At 55.8% G+C, this 16,665-nt stretch carries 12 protein-coding genes; 7 read left to right on the forward strand and 5 right to left on the reverse strand.

The features are described from left to right. Positions 1 to 12: 12 nt before the first annotated feature. Both C6366_RS06130 and C6366_RS06135 read left to right on the forward strand, forming a co-directional pair. Positions 13 to 282, forward strand: a complete 270-nt coding sequence (locus C6366_RS06130) for a hypothetical protein (RefSeq protein WP_146164788.1) — start codon at positions 13 to 15, stop codon at positions 280 to 282. 120 nt (positions 283 to 402) lie between these two features. Beyond that, positions 403 to 1,557, forward strand: a complete 1,155-nt coding sequence (locus C6366_RS06135; RefSeq protein ID WP_107736463.1) for an AAA family ATPase — start codon at positions 403 to 405, stop codon at positions 1,555 to 1,557. Between the two features lie 261 nt (positions 1,558 to 1,818). On the opposite strand, the gene C6366_RS06140 is transcribed toward C6366_RS06135, so the two are convergent. From C6366_RS06140 to xerD, 3 genes are all read right to left on the reverse strand, one after another. Next, positions 1,819 to 3,114, reverse strand: coding sequence for a type IV pilus twitching motility protein PilT (locus tag C6366_RS06140; protein WP_107736464.1), 1,296 nt, complete (start codon positions 3,112 to 3,114; stop codon positions 1,819 to 1,821). A gap of 454 nt (positions 3,115 to 3,568) precedes the next feature. Beyond that, positions 3,569 to 6,214, reverse strand: a complete 2,646-nt coding sequence (locus C6366_RS06145; RefSeq protein ID WP_107736465.1) for a CBS domain-containing protein — start codon at positions 6,212 to 6,214, stop codon at positions 3,569 to 3,571. 14 nt (positions 6,215 to 6,228) lie between these two features. Then, positions 6,229 to 7,215, reverse strand: coding sequence for a site-specific tyrosine recombinase XerD (xerD, locus tag C6366_RS06150; protein ID WP_233248409.1), 987 nt, complete (start codon positions 7,213 to 7,215; stop codon positions 6,229 to 6,231). Positions 7,216 to 7,381: 166 nt separating this feature from the next. On the opposite strand from xerD, the gene C6366_RS06155 reads away from it, so the two are divergent. Further along, the gene (locus C6366_RS06155) at positions 7,382 to 8,599 is read left to right on the forward strand and encodes an L-serine ammonia-lyase, iron-sulfur-dependent, subunit alpha (protein ID WP_107736467.1); all 1,218 of its coding nucleotides are present in this window, start codon (positions 7,382 to 7,384) and stop codon (positions 8,597 to 8,599) included. Between the two features lie 241 nt (positions 8,600 to 8,840). Here C6366_RS06155 and C6366_RS06160 read toward each other — a convergent pair whose 3' ends face one another. Continuing rightward, positions 8,841 to 10,634, reverse strand: coding sequence for a GspE/PulE family protein (locus C6366_RS06160; RefSeq protein WP_233248410.1), 1,794 nt, complete (start codon positions 10,632 to 10,634; stop codon positions 8,841 to 8,843). A 291-nt stretch (positions 10,635 to 10,925) separates the two neighbouring features. On the opposite strand from C6366_RS06160, the gene C6366_RS06170 reads away from it, so the two are divergent. From C6366_RS06170 to C6366_RS06180, 3 genes are all read left to right on the forward strand, one after another. Beyond that, positions 10,926 to 11,294 (forward strand): hypothetical protein, encoded by a 369-nt coding sequence (locus tag C6366_RS06170; protein ID WP_107736469.1) that lies wholly within the window; start codon positions 10,926 to 10,928, stop codon positions 11,292 to 11,294. A gap of 284 nt (positions 11,295 to 11,578) precedes the next feature. After that, positions 11,579 to 12,721 carry an ATP-binding protein gene (locus tag C6366_RS06175; protein ID WP_107736470.1) on the forward strand — a complete coding sequence of 381 codons (1,143 nt, stop codon included), beginning with the start codon at positions 11,579 to 11,581 and terminating at the stop codon, positions 12,719 to 12,721. A 421-nt stretch (positions 12,722 to 13,142) separates the two neighbouring features. Next, on the forward strand, positions 13,143 to 13,985 hold the full coding sequence (locus C6366_RS06180; protein WP_107736471.1) for an AraC family transcriptional regulator: 843 nt from the start codon (positions 13,143 to 13,145) through the stop codon (positions 13,983 to 13,985). Positions 13,986 to 13,999: 14 nt separating this feature from the next. Here the strand turns inward: C6366_RS06180 and C6366_RS06185 are convergent, their stop codons facing one another. After that, positions 14,000 to 14,938, reverse strand: coding sequence for a DMT family transporter (locus C6366_RS06185; protein ID WP_107736472.1), 939 nt, complete (start codon positions 14,936 to 14,938; stop codon positions 14,000 to 14,002). Positions 14,939 to 15,428: 490 nt separating this feature from the next. Here C6366_RS06185 and C6366_RS06195 point away from each other — a divergent pair, with 490 nt between their 5' ends. Continuing rightward, positions 15,429 to 16,562, forward strand: a complete 1,134-nt coding sequence (locus tag C6366_RS06195; RefSeq protein WP_107736473.1) for a restriction endonuclease subunit S — start codon at positions 15,429 to 15,431, stop codon at positions 16,560 to 16,562. Positions 16,563 to 16,665 lie beyond the last annotated feature (103 nt).

The raw sequence follows: 16,665 nt of genomic DNA on the forward strand, positions 1-16,665 counted from the left end.
TGAAGGTGGTTTATGTTTTTTTCAAAAACTGTATTGCTTGTCGTATTCCTTTCTGTTTTTACATTTTCACGGCTTGAAGCCTTCGCACCTCCAGGTGACTATAATGAAGACCCTTTGTCTCATGAAGAAAAATCTTCTTCTCAATCCAGTGATGTTTACGATGTCGAACAAAATGGAGAGTCCAGGAGGCAGTCTCAGGGGAATCCTGTTTCGATCACAATTTATCAAGAAGGCGACAGTGAAGGCAAGCCAAGCAAGGGGCTCCAGCTTTTACTTGATTGACATTTGAGATGTTATTTTATTATCCGGAGAATTATTCTCTTCGCGTTTAGCAAGGAGCTTGGAGCAGAAAGACTTTTTGCACCAAGCTCCCAACCAGTAACTCGTTATCGGTGACAATTCATGCTTGCCAACAAAGATTTTTCTCGCTCTCCTGCCTCTCAAGCCAACGAAGGTGCCGTTGCCCCCAAGCCCAAAACCCGGACCATCGCCATTGCCAGCGGCAAGGGTGGGGCCGGTAAGACTTCCGTGGCGGCTTGTCTGGCTTGGATTCTCGCGGAGCGAGGGAAAAGGGTTTGTCTGGTGGACGTGGATCTCGGGCTTTCCAACGTGGATGTGCTCTTGGGGATTTCGCCCAGCCATAGCCTGGAAGACGTCATTGTCAACGACCTTCCCATTCAACAGGCCATAACCACTGTGCGGCCCGGTCTGGACGTCATTTCCGGAGGATCCGGCATCACCGCCCTTACAGCGTTGACCAAGGCAAAGAGGATAGAATTTTTAAAGAAAATTAGATCATTGGACAGTTATGACTTTCTACTTCTGGACAATGCGCCGGGTGTTCACAGACAGGTTGTCGCCTTTTGTCTGGCCGCCCGGGAACAGATTATCGTTCTCAATCCAGAGCCGACTTCCGTAACCGACGGTTACGCACTGCTTAAGGTTCTTCGGCAGAACGGACTTCGCCGACCGCCGTATATCCTGCTCAACAGGGTCAAGCAGGACTTTGATCAGGCAACGCTGGTCAAACGTTTCGCCGCTGTTTGCAAAAAGCACTTGGGAGCGCTGATTCTCCCGCTGGGCGGCATTCCCGAAGATCCCGTCTTTCATGCTGCCTCGACCCGCTCCGTTCTCCCCGTCGCCTTCCGGCCCCAGGCTCCGAGTTCGCTGGCCCTGGCGCGGGTCGCCAACCTGATCGTCAAGCGCATGGCCCCGGATACCTTGCATTCCCATGTTCACGGCTTCTGGGCCGAATCGCTGTTCACGATGTTTCAAGGCCTGCATCTGCCCGTGGAAAGCCCCGCGGCCAAGCCGATGCCTGCCACGCCCTCGGAACCTTCCGAGACGCAAACGCGACCTGCCGCACGGGAAGTGCTCCAGCGCCTGGAACAGGTGGTGACGGAACTGGCCGACACGATGGACAAGGGCACGGGCCAAGGACAAGCCGTTCCATCCGAGGATTTCTCCGAAATAGCCAAACGCCTGGCCTTTGTGGCCAACCGCTTGCAACACATCGCGGAAACCTGGAGCAGGGCAGGCGCCTCAACACCTAACTGAAACCCTTATCAGGCCCCACATCTCGGATCGTTCACAATCTGTTGGCGCGTCGGGGGCTCTCCGTAACAATTTGATATCCCTGCCTCGTAACTATTCAGCACATATGGTGCCTGATCATTCTCCAGTTCTGGATTCCGGCTTTCGCCGGAATAACGAATTGGAGCAAGCCTTTTCCACGTTAGTCATGTCGGCGAAGGCCGACGCGTTTACGCTATCCAGATATTTTTTCTGCCTCTTCTGAGTAGTTGCCCTGCCTCTTTTTTAAGTCCTTGAGCAGATTTTTTCTCCCAAGTTGCTCAGGGTCTCCAGGTACTCCTCTATTTCATCCAAGTTTTCAGGCATGACCAGGCCATTGGGGTTGGTTTGTTTCGCTTTCTGACGGGCCACGAAATCCGTTGCTGTGGATTTTTTCATCGCTCGAGGCTCGCCGGAGGGAGGCGGACTTCCTGTTATTTCGTCGTCCTTGGCTGCATATATGTTCACCAGTGGTGAAATGTGCTCATTTTGGGCGTTCTTAATCACTGAAGGTTTGAATGAGGCCGCGGGCGAGACGAGTTGGCGGTTATTGGCCAGAAACTCAGATCGGTAGCGATTGGACGTGAACATCATATCCTCGCTGCCCATTTCAATGGCCGACTCCAACTGCGTGGTGCGACCTTCGCGGATCAACCCACGAATTGCCGGGGTGGAACGCATGATGGAAAGTACTGGAACCTGGAATCCTTCGGACGGGAAGAATTCCAGGTGTTGGATGACGATTCCGACCAGGGATGTGGAAATCTGGTGGCGGACAAGATTCTGGGCGTCGGGAGGGAAGGCGTTGAATAAACGGAAAAGAGCTTCTTCAGCGTTACCGGCGTGCAAGGTGGCAATGACCAAATGGCCGGATTCCGAGGCGTTCAGGGTCAGGCGGATGGTCGGGGCCTCGCGAAGTTCTCCGACCATGATTACATCCGGAGCTTCACGCAGAACGTCCGTCAAGCCTTGTTCAAAGGTTTGAAAATGGACGCCCAACTCTCGCTGTTCCACAAAAGCCTGACAAGTGGAGAAGCGGTACTCCACGGGGTCTTCCAGAGTGACCACGTGAGCCGGACGTTCGTTATTGATGGCTTCCAGCATGGCAGCGATGGTCGTGGACTTGCCGCTGCCGGTTGAACCGCAAATCAGGACGAGACCGGACTTTGCCCGGCTGAAGTCCCTCAGGGATGGGTGCAGGTTTAGGCTTTCGAAATCCGGAATGCATCCGGGCAGAAAACGTATCGCCATGGACAGACCACGGGTGGTGGCGAAAATATTAATGCGCAGCCGAGCCCCGGCTAGGGATAACCCCATGTCTACGGACCAACGGTCACGGAGCATGGCCAAGTGTCCCCTGGTGGCAATGGCCTTGACCAGCTCGTCGACTTCGGTACCGGTGAATCCCGCCCCCTTCTGAATATGAATCTTTCCATCCTTGCGAAGCACCAGGGGATGTCCGCTCGCTATGTGCAGGTCCGAAATCCCGTTGCGCATGCACTGCTCAACGATTTGGGTGAACCGAGATTTTATCGACGACATCCTTGCTCCTTTCGATTTGTTTAGTGTTGACAAGATAGTTCACACCGGGACAAGTGCCAATAGTCGACAATATTCAGCTTGGCGTGGGGTAAAGAGCCTGGATACAGCCAAGCGCGAAACATGCTGGGTCGTTACAGAAGGAGTTCGTTTTCGAGTCGATGCCATTTGGTGGCAGTATCCAGTGGCCTCAAAGACTCCGGATTAAATTTTGTGATCAGTATTTCAAAATAGATACGGCCGCAACCCCTAGGGCAGGGGATCAATGCCACATCCCGCGTACTTGGAGTAAATAGCCGCTGAATATCCAGGCCGCCGAGCATCTTCGATACACAACTCCGCCCTGATGCATATCAGAGTCGGGAAAGCCTTGCCGCTAAAGGCCCAAACCGAGGCATCACGAGAGAGCCGTTCGCGGTTCCTCATATTTTCGGATTGAGACCAGTCATCGTGGTTCTCATTGTTTGAACCCATCCACCAGCTTCCCGGCCAGAACCAGTTGGCTGTTCCGGTCCGGAGCCTTGTCGTCGATCATGGCCGCCTGGACGGCCCGGAGGATTTCGGAATAGTGCGGCCCGGGTGGCAGGCCCATGGCTTTGAGGTCCTTGCCGGTCACCGCGACTTTCTGGGTCCTGAGCTGGGTCAGGAAGAGGGAGATGTTCCGGCGGATGGCCTCCTTTTGACCGCGAGCCATCAGGAACAGAATCGACTCCAGGGGCAGTTGGTTGAGGATGAAGAACAGCTCGCTGATGGCCCCGTTGCGGCTTTGCCACTGGCTCAGCAGGTGAATGGTTTCATCCAGGGAACGGCGCATGCCCCACAGGGATGTTTCGTCTTTGTCCGAAAAGTTCAGGCGACGCATCAGGATTTGAAACTGGGCGTCGTCCAGGGCCGAGGCCAGGCCGAGGAAATAGAGTTTCCAGGACTGGGCCTTGGGTTCCAGGTAGAGCAGGCGGTACCAGTTCAGAACCCGTTCCACCTCGCCCAGGGTGGTTTCCAGTTGGTCGGTGAGCCGGAGCAGGGGATGGAGCACCTGGAGCAGGGTGAAGCCGTCCATCCGCCGGAAGCAGGCCAGGACTTCGCGTTCCTCCATGATCAGACGCAGTTCCTGGAACAGCCGACGCCCGGAGAGCTTCTGAAACAGGTTCAGGTTCATGGCGTTCTTGATCAGTCGTTCAGTCTGACGGTCCATCCGGAAGTGAAAGCGCTGCTCGAAGCGGATGGCCCGCAGGATGCGGGTCGGGTCCTCCACGAAGCTCAGGGAGTGCAGCACGCGGATGGTCCGCTCCTTGATGTCCTTTTGAGCCGAGAAAAAGTCTACCAGATTGCCGAAATGGTCTGGCGTGAGGCGCACCGCCAGGGCGTTAATGGTGAAGTCCCGGCGGTAGAGGTCCATCTTGATGGAGGAGAGCTCCACCGTGGGCAGGGCCGTGGGGTACTGGTAATATTCCAGGCGGGCCGTGGCCACGTCCACCTTCTGGCCGTCCGGGAGGATGACCACGGCGGTCTGGAATTTCTTGTGCATCCGGATCCGTCCGTCCAGTTCGCGGCTGAAAAGCTGGGCAAAGCCGATCCCGTCGCCCTCCACCACCAGGTCGATGTCCAGGTTCGGCCGGTTCAGCAGGATGTCCCGGATGAAGCCGCCCACGGCGTAGACGTCCACGCCCATGTCACGGCCAAGGGCTCCGGCGTGCTCCAACAAGCCAAGGATGGGCTCCGGCAGCCGGGAGCGGAGCATGCTCTTGATGTTGCGCTCGGTTTTGCGCTCGGGCAACAAAAACTCCGGAATCCGCGCGGATTCCTGGATGAAGATGGTGATCAGGTCCGTACGGGTGATCACCGCGCTGACGTGGCCGTCCTCCATCACCGGTACGAGGCGCTGCCTCTGGCCCAGGATGATCTCCATCACCGCGTAGAGATCGTTCTCGGGCGTGAGCACGGCCACGTCCCGCTGCATGTACTCGTCCACGGTCAGTTCGCCCAGACCGTGGCCCACGGCCCGGTCCGAAAGCTGGTGCTCCAGGATGCCGACGCAGGCCCCATCCTTTTGGACCACGGGAATGGCCTTCAGGCCGTAGCGGGTCATGATTTCCGTGGCTTGGATCAGGGTCGTGCCCTCGGGCACGGTGACCGCGGGCTTGGACATGAAGTCTCGGACCAGGATCTGTGGGTTGATATGCGAGTAGAGCAGGGCGAACAGCTCGTCCTTGATTTCGGACAGAGTGCGGTCCTTGATGGTCGCGGAGGCGGCGTAGACGTGCCCCCCGCCGCCGAAAAAGCCGCAGATCCGCCCCACGTCCACCTCCGGGCGCCGACTGCGGGCAATGAGATGCACTCGGTCGTTCATCCGGGCCAGGGCGAAGAGCACCCGGATATTCTCCATGTCCACCAGCTTGTGCACCAGCACGGCGAAATCCCCCACGTACTCGTCCACGCTGACCTCGGTGATCACCACCTCGATCCCATTGATTTCGTGCACCGCGGCCGTGCCGAGCATGGCGTGCAGCAGATGGATCTGCTGCGCGCTCAGGTCCCGGGTGATCAGGTCCGAGATGGTGTCCAGGTCCATGCCCCGGGCCAGGAGCCAGGAAGCGGCGTCAAAGTCGTGGGTGGTGGTGGAGGAAAAGGTGAAAGCCCCAGTGTCCTCGTAAATGCCCAGTCCCATGATCGTGGCCTCGTCCGGGCTCACGGCCAGTCCTCGCTTGCGGATCTCCCGGACCAGAATGGCCGTGGTCGATCCCCAAGGCTGAACCACGCTTTTCTGGGCCGGCAGGTCCTCCTCCGAATCCGGATGGTGGTCGTAGACGTGGATGGTCAGGCCGGGCTGCTCCAACACGGAGCGGACATGCTCCACCCTGGAGCGCTGTCGGGTGTCCACCACCACCAGTTGTTCCACTGCCGATGCGTCGATCTCCTTCATGGACTGGAAATTGAAGAGATAGGTTGCGCTCTGAATGAAAAAATTACGCAGGTTTTTTTCCTGACTGCCCGGAAAAATCAGCGCCGCGTCCGGATACAGCTTGCCCGCGGCGACCATGGCCGCCAGGGCGTCGAAATCGGCGTTGTTGTGGGCGGTGATCAGGGTTTTGGGAGATGTGGGCATTTGGGGTTCACGGTTCAGGTTTTGGGGGTTGGGGGGGGCGTGGTTCGCGGAGGATGCTTGGGCTGGGGCTGAGAGGTTGTGGAGCGACTGCGCGGATGGTGTTTTTGGTGTTGGCTTTTCAGGCGCGAAGTCTGGACATGGGTGTAGATTTCCGTGGCCAGGATGTCGGCGTGGCCCAGGAGGATCTGCACGGTGCGCAGGTCGGCCCCGCCTTCCAGCAGGTGCGTGGCAAAGGAGTGGCGCAGGGTATGCGGGGAGATGGGTTGGCGGATGCCGGCCTTTTGGGCGTAGGCCTTGATCAGCTTCCAGACTCCCTGGCGGGTCAGCCCCTTGCCGGAGCGGTTTAGAAACAGGACATCCGTTTTCGGCCTGAAAGCCGGACGCCAGTTCTGGATGTAGATGTCCAGGTATTTCCCGGCCGAGGCGTGCATCGGCACGACCCGTTCCTTGCGGCCCTTGCCAAAGACCCGTAGCAATCCGGCCTGCAGGTCCACGTCCCCGGGACGCAGGCCGATCAGTTCCGAGACCCGCAGCCCCGCGGCGTAGAGCAGATCGAGCATGGTCCGGTCCCGAAACCCCAGCTTGTCGTTAAGATTCGGCTGGGCCAGCAGGGCCGTGACCTCCTCCCGCCCGAGTACGTCCGGAAGGTGGCGGGGCAGTTTGGGGTTTTCCAGTTTCTCCAACGGACTCTCGGCGATCAGCCGCTCTCGAACCAGAAACGCGAACAGGCCGCGCAACGTGGCCAGGTGCCGGGCCAGGGAGCGGTTTTGCAGTCCGGCTTGGCGCAGGTGCAGCAAGTACAGTAAAGCGTGTTGGCTGGAAAAGCGCTCCAACTCCAGCCCCTCTGGGCTTAGAAAGCGTTGCAGAGACTCCAGGTCCGTGGTGTAGGCGGCCACGCTGTTTTCCGCAAGCCCCTTTTCCACCAGGATGTATTCCAGAAAACGATCCATCCAGGGATGCAGGGCTGGGGAAGAGGGTGGAGGCGAGGGGAGGGAAGGCATGGGGTAACCGGATGGAGCACGAGGCGGCTGGGCAAGCGTTGCTGGATCGCAATTCTTTTTGACCGTTATATGAAATGCGGGGTCATATTTCTTGTGGAGGGCATGTTCTTGCTTTATCCTCCCACAAAAAGCGACAATCAATATTGACGAGAAAGGGGGAACGGATATGCAGTCATTGCGGGAATTGTACCGCTATGGGATGGGGCCGTCCAGCAGTCATACCATGGGGCCGCGCCGGGCCGCGGAGATGTTTCGGGCGCGTCATCCGCAAACCGCCAGGGTCCGGGTCACGCTGTACGGCAGCTTGAGCCTGACAGGGCGCGGCCACCTGACGGACCAGGCGGTTGCCCAGGGCTTGCTGCCTCTGCCCTGCGACGTGATCTGGAGCGAGGAGGCGTTGGCTGAGCATCCCAATGGCATGCAGTTCGAGGCCCTGGCCGCGGACGGCGGCTCCCTGGAATCATGGACCGTCTTCAGCATCGGCGGCGGGGAGTTGCGGGAGGCCGGGCAAAGCGGGGCCGAAACCCCGAAGCTCTATGCCCAGACGACCATGAAGGAAATCCTGGATTGGGCCGAGTCACGGGGCAAGCCTCTCTGGGCTCTGGCCGAGGCGGTGGAAGGGTCGGATCTCTGGGATCATCTGGGCTTTGTCTGGCTGAAAATGCAGGAGGCTATCGCCGCCGGGCTGGATGAGGAAGGGTCGCTTCCCGGAGGGTTGAACCTGCAACGCAAGGCCAGGGGGTTTTTAACCCGGGTCAAACAACTGCGCCGCTCCGCCGGACGGACCGGGCTTCTCTCGGCCCATGCCCTGGCCGTGTCCGAGCACAATGCCGCCGGGGGCTTCGTGGTCACCGCGCCCACCTGCGGTTCATGCGGCGTCCTGCCCGCTGTGCTGTCGTATCTGCAACGGGATTTGGGCCTGGAGGACGAATACCTGCTGCGGGCACTGGCCACGGCTGGGCTGGTGGGCAACGTGGTCAAGCACAATGCCTCCATTTCCGGGGCAGAGGTGGGGTGCCAGGGGGAAGTGGGCGTGGCCTGCGCCATGGCCGCGGCCGCGGCGGCGCAGCTCCTGGGCGGGTCGCCGCATCAGATCGAATACGCGGCGGAAATCGGCCTGGAGCACCACCTGGGGTTGACCTGCGATCCGATCCTGGGGCTGGTCCAGGTGCCCTGCATCGAGCGCAACGCCTTTGCGGCCATTCGCGCCCTGGCAGCGGCGGAATACGCCCTTCTCTCCGACGGTCGCCACCTGATCAGCTTCGACCAGGTGGTGGAAGCCATGCAGCAAACCGGCCACGACCTGCCCAGCCTGTACCGGGAAACGGCCCTGGGCGGATTGGCCAAGGTCTACCAGGGTGCGCGGGACCGGGAGCAGGCCTGATAAGCAGTCATTTTGCGAACCACCCGCTCCCGTGGTCGCTCAAGGCTCCAAGGACGCCAAGTAAAAACATTTTTTGAAAGCAGAGGGGAAAGCTGCTTTCAAAAAAGGATTTGGCTCCCAAATAGTGAGCCGATAGGCGTGAAGTCTTTTGTCTCCTGCATGCATTCCAGCATAAGACACCAATTTTTCTTCTTGGCGCTCTCCGTGTCCTGAGCGAAGCGGGCGGTTTTCTTATAGCGGATCACCCGTTCACCCCGCCTGTCACGCGCACGACCTCGTCCATGGTGGTCGTCCCGGCCAGCACCTTGACGATCCCGCTTTGAAACAGGCTGGCCACGCCCTTGGCGCGAACCAGGCGACGCAGGGCGGTGAGGTTCGTGTCTTGGCGCACGGCGTCCTGGACTTCCTCGTCAAAAGGCAAAATTTCGTGGATCCCGGTGCGGCCGAGGTAGCCGGTGTTGCGGCAGAACTCGCAGCCCGGTCCGGACCAGACCGTTTCCGGCGCGTCCAGGCCACTGCTTCGCCACAGTATGGCCTGATCCTCCGGGGTTTGAATCGGCACCTTGCAGTGCGGGCAGAGGGTGCGCACCAGACGTTGGGCCACGATTCCGGCCAAGGCCGCGTTTATCAGAAAGGCGTCCAGCCCTAGATCCAGCAGCCGGGTGATGGAAGAGGCCGCGTCGTTGGTGTGCAGGGTGGAGAGGACCAAGTGGCCGGTCAGGGCGGCCTGGACCGCTTCCTGGGCCGTGTTCAGGTCGCGCATTTCCCCTATCATCACGATGTCCGGGTCCTGGCGCAGGATGTGCCGGAGCACTTGGCCGAAATCCACTCCTATTTTGGGCTGAACCCCGATCTGGTTGAAATCGTCCACCACCATCTCGATGGGGTCCTCCAGGGTGAGCACGTTCACGCCCGAGTGGGCCAGGGTTTTCATGGCCGAATACAAGGTGGTGGACTTGCCGCTGCCCGTGGGGCCGGTGACTAACACCAGGCTGTTGGAGCGGGCCAGGAAGGAGCGGAACAGGGCGAGTTTGTCCGGCTCCATGCCCAACTCGTCCAGTTTTTTGAGCGTGGTGTCGCTGGAGAGCAGGCGCAGGACCATTTTTTCTCCGAAGGCCACGGGAATGGTGGAGATCCGGACATCAGTCCGGATGTCGTCCAGCACGAGCTGGACCCGTCCGTCCTGGGGCCGTCGCTTTTCAGAGATGTCCAGTCGGCTCAGGCCCTTGAGCCTGCTGATCATGGCCTGGTGCACGGTCAGCGGGAGGCGGTAAAGGGGATGGAGCACCCCGTCGATGCGAAACCGAACCAGGGAAGCGTCGCGCTTGGGTTCCAGATGGATATCACTGGCCCGTTCCCGTAGAGCCGTGTGCAGAAGATAATCCACGGCCTTGCTGACATGCTTCTGTGAACGGGGATCCGATCGATCCCCGACCCGAACCCGCTGTTCCTGGTTGGCCAGGGACTCCGAAGCGCTGAGAAACTCCTGTTCCGCGGCCTTCACGGCTTGGCGGAACTGGTAGAAATCGTCGATCAGCCGGGTGATTTCAGCCCGGGTGCCCAGAAACAAACGCAGCGGCAAGGTCGTGACCCGACACATGTCTTCCAAAAGTTCCGGGCGGAACGGGTTGTGGACCAGGATTTCCAGATGGCCGTCCACGATGCGCAGCGGAACCAGAAGATTGGTCCGGGCAAAGCCCTCGGAAATGGTCCGGGTGCTGACCTCCAGATCCAGTTCCAGCACGTCCAGCCGCTTGAACTCCAAGCCAAACCTGGCGGCCAGGGTCCGGAGAACGCTTTCCTCGGTCAGGCGCTCCCGAGGTGCCTTGGCCCGGGTCAGCTTCAGCCCCAAAAGCAGGTCCAACCCGGACAGCGGATCATCAAGAGCGATGTCCCGTTGCCGGGCCTGGTCCAGAACGATCCGTCGCCGTTCGGGGTCCAGTTCGCCGGCCTGTTCCAGAATGGGGAGCAGGTCGTTCAGGCTGTAGTCCAGGCGGGTGTGGGAATGGAAAGCGCAGTGGTCAATGGTGGTCATGGATGGTCCTGGGCAAAGAGTAATGAAGTGAACCGGGACGGGAAGTCTTCCGTGGCTCTGCTTTGGATGTGTCGGGCCAAGGAAACACATCGGAAAGAGCAAGGCAAGGACAAGGCGGAAACAGGATAGGGAATTTTCAGCGTTGCGTGATGGTGAACCATGGTTTGACAGGTCAAAGTGAACCTGACAAGGATCAAAAAAATGATCTTTTTGCTGGTTTCAGAGGTCCAGCCCACTTTCGTCGTCTTGCAATCATTTTCTTCTCACCTCAAACTTCAAGGAGACCCTGTCATGCGAACGAAATTGCTTGTCTGTACTTTCCTCATCCTTGCCTTTGCCTCCATGCCCTGCATCGCCTTGGCCGCGGAACAGTTCGGGGTGGCCGTATATCCTGGCGCCAAGGAACATCCGGGCGCCACGCAATTCTTGAATGAAGGACTCGGCGTGCAAGGCACGGCTTTTCACACCAGCGATTCCGTGGCCGCGGTGGTGGAGTTTTACAGGGCGCAGGACGGCATCCGGGAGGTGATTGTCAGCGATGAGTCCGCCATGTTCAAGAAGGGCAATGAGGTGGACGTCACTGTGCAAAGCCCGTGGATGGACATGCAGTCGGGAACATTGATGCAGGATTGCCTCATCTCCATCGTCAACAGGAAATAGTCCAGGCTCTTGCCGGCACGTGATTCAGGGAAAACCTGGGCTATGGGACGGAATCCCGTTGGGATGCCCGGAGGAGAAAACGGACCGAAATGCATCGAGCCTATCACTCCAGCGAAACGTTGCCGAAACTCATGATAATGCCGAGGGCAAGATGCCCTCCTTCCCAGGATTTTCCGTGCTTATCCGTGTCTTCCGTGGGCAACTCGCAAGGCCTCCTGCTGGTCAAAGCATGAAGTTTCGCTGTAGTGTTAACCTTTAAAAAGCACCCTTCAGAAGGAACGAACATGAATAATGGAGCAAAGGAATCAACGGACGAAATAGATGCTGTGAATTTCCAAAGCGAGGATGCCCCAGATGTCAGTTTTGTCTCTGATCAGGAGGATAGCGCAGCGCAAATTTTTGCCGCAACCGGCCTGAAGTTCGATCCTGAAACAGCCGCCTTGCTTTGGTCCAGGATTCTCCAGCACAAGTGGGTACTTTCTGAAAGATTGGGACGCGACGTAGGGCTCAAGTTGGCATGTATCGACTTCATTGAAAACATTGATCCGGTTACCAAGGACGCCAGGGACAGTAAACGTATCCAGTGTCTCCGGGAATTCGGCGCGCAGGTTATCGACCGGGCCGTCTGGGAGACCATTTCCGACTCCCAACCTCCGAAACAGGTGGTGAATAACAGGATTATCCGTACTCTCCAAAAAGCAGATCTCGCCCGCAAGCACGGTGTTACGCCGCCGAGGGCCATTATCTTTTTCGGTCCCCCGGGCACGGGAAAAACCCATTTCGTCAAGGCCATCGCCGGCATCCTTCAGTGGTGGTACATCGAAATCAGCCCGAGCGTTTTGATGGAGGACGGTCAAGACCGGTTGGGGGCCAACCTGAAGAAAATCATGGAAAAGGTATATGACTTGGATGAGACGGTGGTCTTTATTGATGAGTTCGAGGAAATTGCGGGCAGCCGCGATCATGCCTCCCGGGTCGACAAGTCCATCACCAATGAGTTCCTAAAGCAGGTACCTTTGCTGAAAGCGAGGAACCGAAAAAATCTTCTCATTTGCGCAACCAATTATATCCGGCAACTGGACGCGGCGCTACTCAGACCCGGCCGCTTCGACTGCATCATTCCAGTGGGCAGCCTGGACGAGCAGGGACGCAAAACCATATTCGAGCACTATATCGAGCGCACAAATTGCGGAACTGTCGACCTGGACAGATTGGTTTCCCTCACCCCGCTCTTCACTCCGGCGGATATCGAGTATCTTTTTCAGAAGGTACGGCAGTACGCCTTTGAACAGGAATTAAAACTGCAACATGATTATCTGGTCACCACTGAGACATTCTTGGAAATTCTGCCTTCGCTTCGACCGACCCTTACCGAGGAAATAATCACCGAGTTTCAGGAGGACTGTGCGGAATACACCAGGGTGTGAGTGGTTGTCCGCGTGGACGCAGACGATACATGTCGAGAAAAACATCTCCGATCTTCATGACAGGATGCACCGAGGAAGTTGCCAAGCCATCCTTGGCCATGGGTACGATTTGACCCCAAATACTCAAGGTAGGAGCCGTATGAGGTAATTCCTCACGTACGGATCTGTGCGGGGGCACCGGGCAACCGGCATTCCTGCCGAGACCCCCGCCCCAGTTGCAGGCATGACGATTGCCGCACATCGGGGGATTCACTAGGCCACCGTCGGCAGGATCATCAAAAAGGACGAGACAAGTCAAAAAACAAGACCTGACCCCGGTTCCTTCCCGTTTTGGGGATGGATGTGATTCAGACGTGGTTTTGGTATGATGACAGTGGGTTATCCAATAGCTATTAAATATCCTTGAGGTTGAGGATCAACGGTGAGCGTGTTGAAAGTAAGATATTTCAAGCATAAGGACGTTGATGGACTTGAAATTTTAAATTGCCAGGAGTCCAGTTTCAGCTTTCCTCCCCATTTGCATGAAAATTACTGCATCTGGCTCAACCTCTCATGTGGTGAAAAGATCATCCAGAAAGGAGAAACGAGACTTCTTAAACCTGGTTTTTTTGGTGTCATTTATCCAGGCGAAGTCCACTCCAACGAACCTTGCGAGTACCGCAACAGAAGCTTAAAAACATTCTACCTATCCCCGGCTAAATTGGAAAGTACGTGCCGTGAAAATTGGGGCTTCAAAGAAGCACCTGTTGAATTGAGAACAAATTTTTACGAATCCAAGATAATTATTCGTCTTCTTTTATCTCTTGAATCTTCTTTGCTTAATGATTGTTCAGGCAGCATGGAAAGGCAGACTTTCTTTCTAACCGCAGTGTTAAGCCTTATCCGATTTTGTGGCGCAGTCACTCCAGGTACACGGAAAGCTCGTTATGATGAAGATAAGAGGCTAAAAAAAGTCATAGATTTATTTTATGATCGGATTGAAGACAATATTTTTCTTGATGAAGTCGCCTCTTATCTAGATTGCAGTCCTTATTATTTCATTCGTTTTTTTAAAAAGGCAACGGGACTTACTCCACATGCATATCTCATTCAATTGCGCCTTGAAAAGGCAAAGGCATTGCTTTCCAAAGGACGTGCAATCGCAGATGCAGCATTGCGGGCTGGCTTTAACGATCAGAGCCACCTATACAAGTATTTCCAAAAGAGATATGGTGTAAGTCCAAAGGCCTATCAAAAACAAACGTGTATGGTTTCGGATCATTGAGCAGCGCCGAGGATTCATGATCCGGATGGCGCTGCCCGTTTTCCTGCTGTAGCAACTTCTTTGCTTAAGCACAAAGAGAGTACCGCAAGAATCATCAATGCTGCTCCAAAATAGCCGGATGATTTCAAATTTTCATCAAATAAAATCCATGCAAGAACACTTGCCGTCAATGGTTCGACCATAGTAAGTATGGACGCGGTGGATGCTGTAACGGTTTTCATTCCAATAAAGAAGATTGTATACCCCAAGGCTGAGGGGATGAGTCCAATATACAATAAGAGACGGATAATTTCTGCAGAGGGGCCGCTGACAACAACAGATGAAAATGAGGCGAAAGGGAGGAGGCAGATCGCTCCGACACCAAAGGCGATGACAGTGGTTTGCAGTGGGTGATAGTCCTTACTTAACGATCGGCCTAAAATGGTTACCGCTGCATATCCGAGTGCCGAGCCAAACGCGAGCGACATACCCAAAGGGCTATTGTCGTGGATAGATACATCAAAGTCAGGAATACCGACGATGAAGATGGTACCCGCCAATGCGAAAAAGAGCGCCAAGCATATATTGAGTGTCAAGGGTTCCTTCATGAAAAAAACAGAAACAATGGCGACAATGACGGGAGCTGTACAAAGAGTGACCACGGTAGCGACCGACACTCCCACATACCCTATGGACGCGAAATACAACACTTGATAGGCGGCAAGCAATACGCCGAGTAAAGAGATAATGCCGCGATCTCGATGAATTATTTGTTTGCGGTTGTTCTTCAAAAATACTAAGGAGAACAGATAGACAAATGGAAAGGCGATAGCTAATCTAAAAAAACCGATGGTCAGTGCATCAATGCCAGATATTCGGTATATGGATTGAGTTGCGATTCCAACTGTGCCCCAAAGAATGCCGGATACCAGCACAAGAGGAATGCCGCTGCTTATCAATTGCTTTTTCATCATGTCAGCAGAACCTTTTCAAGAGCATGGCATAAAAAGTCGATTTCATTGTCATTGATTGTCAATGGTGGCGACACTCTGATTGTATGCCCGTGACTATCGTTGATAAAATGGCCATATTTTAAGAGCTCTCGGCAATATGCCATTGCATTTTAATTCCTTGATATTATGTGTGTATGTAGATTAGCTTGAAGAATTCTTTCAAAAATTTTGAAAGACTTATTGTAAAAAATTGACTTAATCAGGAGTTTCAGCGGACAATCCATCCGCTCATGACGATTCTGTTGAATATCGTTGAGATAACTCGCGCTTGGTTGTTGCTGGTCTCAAAAAAAACGCCCCGTTGTATCGCAAAGACATTTGGAAAATGGACCTACAGCACGGCCAGCAGCATCCTGCTCCGGCTCCAGTCCGGGCTGAAGGAGGAAAAGGCGCTTCGGAGAAGGGGGTCAATTTTCGATGCCGATTACTGCGTTAGGTGGGTCATTATTCCATGCCGATTCACAATCTGGCGTGGTACCTTCAGGCGCAGAACTTCAGAATTCTTAAGGATTGTGCAAAGCACGGTACTACTGTTTCAAGCATAGACACAGATCTTCTGAAAAAGTTCACCGTTCCTCTCGCTCCTTTCAACGAACAACACCGCATCGTCGAAAAGATCGAAACGCTGTTTGCCCGGCTGGACAAGGGCGAAGTGACGTTGCGCGAGGTGCAGAAGCTGCTTGCGCGGTATCGTCAATCCGTCCTGAAGGCTGCGGTTACTGGCCAGCTCACCGCCGACTGGCGCACGGAAAACGCCCACCGCCTGGAACACGACCGCGACCTGCTCGCCCGCATCCTGCAAACTCGTCGCGAAACCTGGGAAGGCCGGGGCAAATACAAGGAACCCGTTACGCCTGATACTACTGGGTTGTCTGAACTGCCGGAGGGGTGGGTGTGGGTGACCCTCGAACACTTGGGCTTCGTGAAAAGTGGGCAGACCCCGAAGGGAGTTGATGCTCTTGTTGATCCAGTCGGGACCATCCCGTGGTTCAAGGTGAGCAGCATGAATGAATATGGAAACGAAGTCGTGCAAAATAGCTCGCAATGGATGTTCACGGAAGAAGGTGCAAAAGGCGCAGGTTTCAATCTGTTACCACCTGGAACGATAGTATTTCCAAAGCGAGGCGGGGCGATCTTGACCAACAAGAAACGGCGGCTTGGTTGTCTTGCTGCTCTTGATCTCAACACGATGGGTTTTGTCCCTGTTGACCTGGAAGAGTATGTTTGGGTTTTTTTTCAAGGGCTCGATCTCCGAAAAATCTATGACGGTTCAAATGGTCCACAGATCAACTATCACGACATCGCAGATGTGCCGATTGGTCTGCCCTCGAGTACCGAAGAAGCATCCGTTATAGCCGATTTGGTGAGCGCGAGTATTGAACAAATCTCGAGGCTTGAGGACTGGTGCCGAACCGAACTCACCCGCTCCGCCGCCCTGCGTCAATCCATCCTCAAAGACGCCTTCGCGGGTCGTCTGGTGCCGCAAGACCCCAGTGATGAACCGGCATCGAAGTTGCTGGCCCGTATCCGGGCCGAGCGGGCGGCGGGGCCAGCAAAGAGAACACGTAAGCGGGCCAAACCATAAGCACGACTCACCCTGAAGGCATAGGATGCAACCGCTAAGAATTTCTTAGTAGTTCGCCAGGAGGACTGCCGCCGAGTTAAACGCTCGTTGAAATAATATTGAC

Origin of the sequence: Desulfonatronum sp. SC1 (genome assembly GCF_003046795.1) — a bacterium.
In the GTDB taxonomy this organism is placed as follows: domain Bacteria; phylum Desulfobacterota; class Desulfovibrionia; order Desulfovibrionales; family Desulfonatronaceae; genus Desulfonatronum.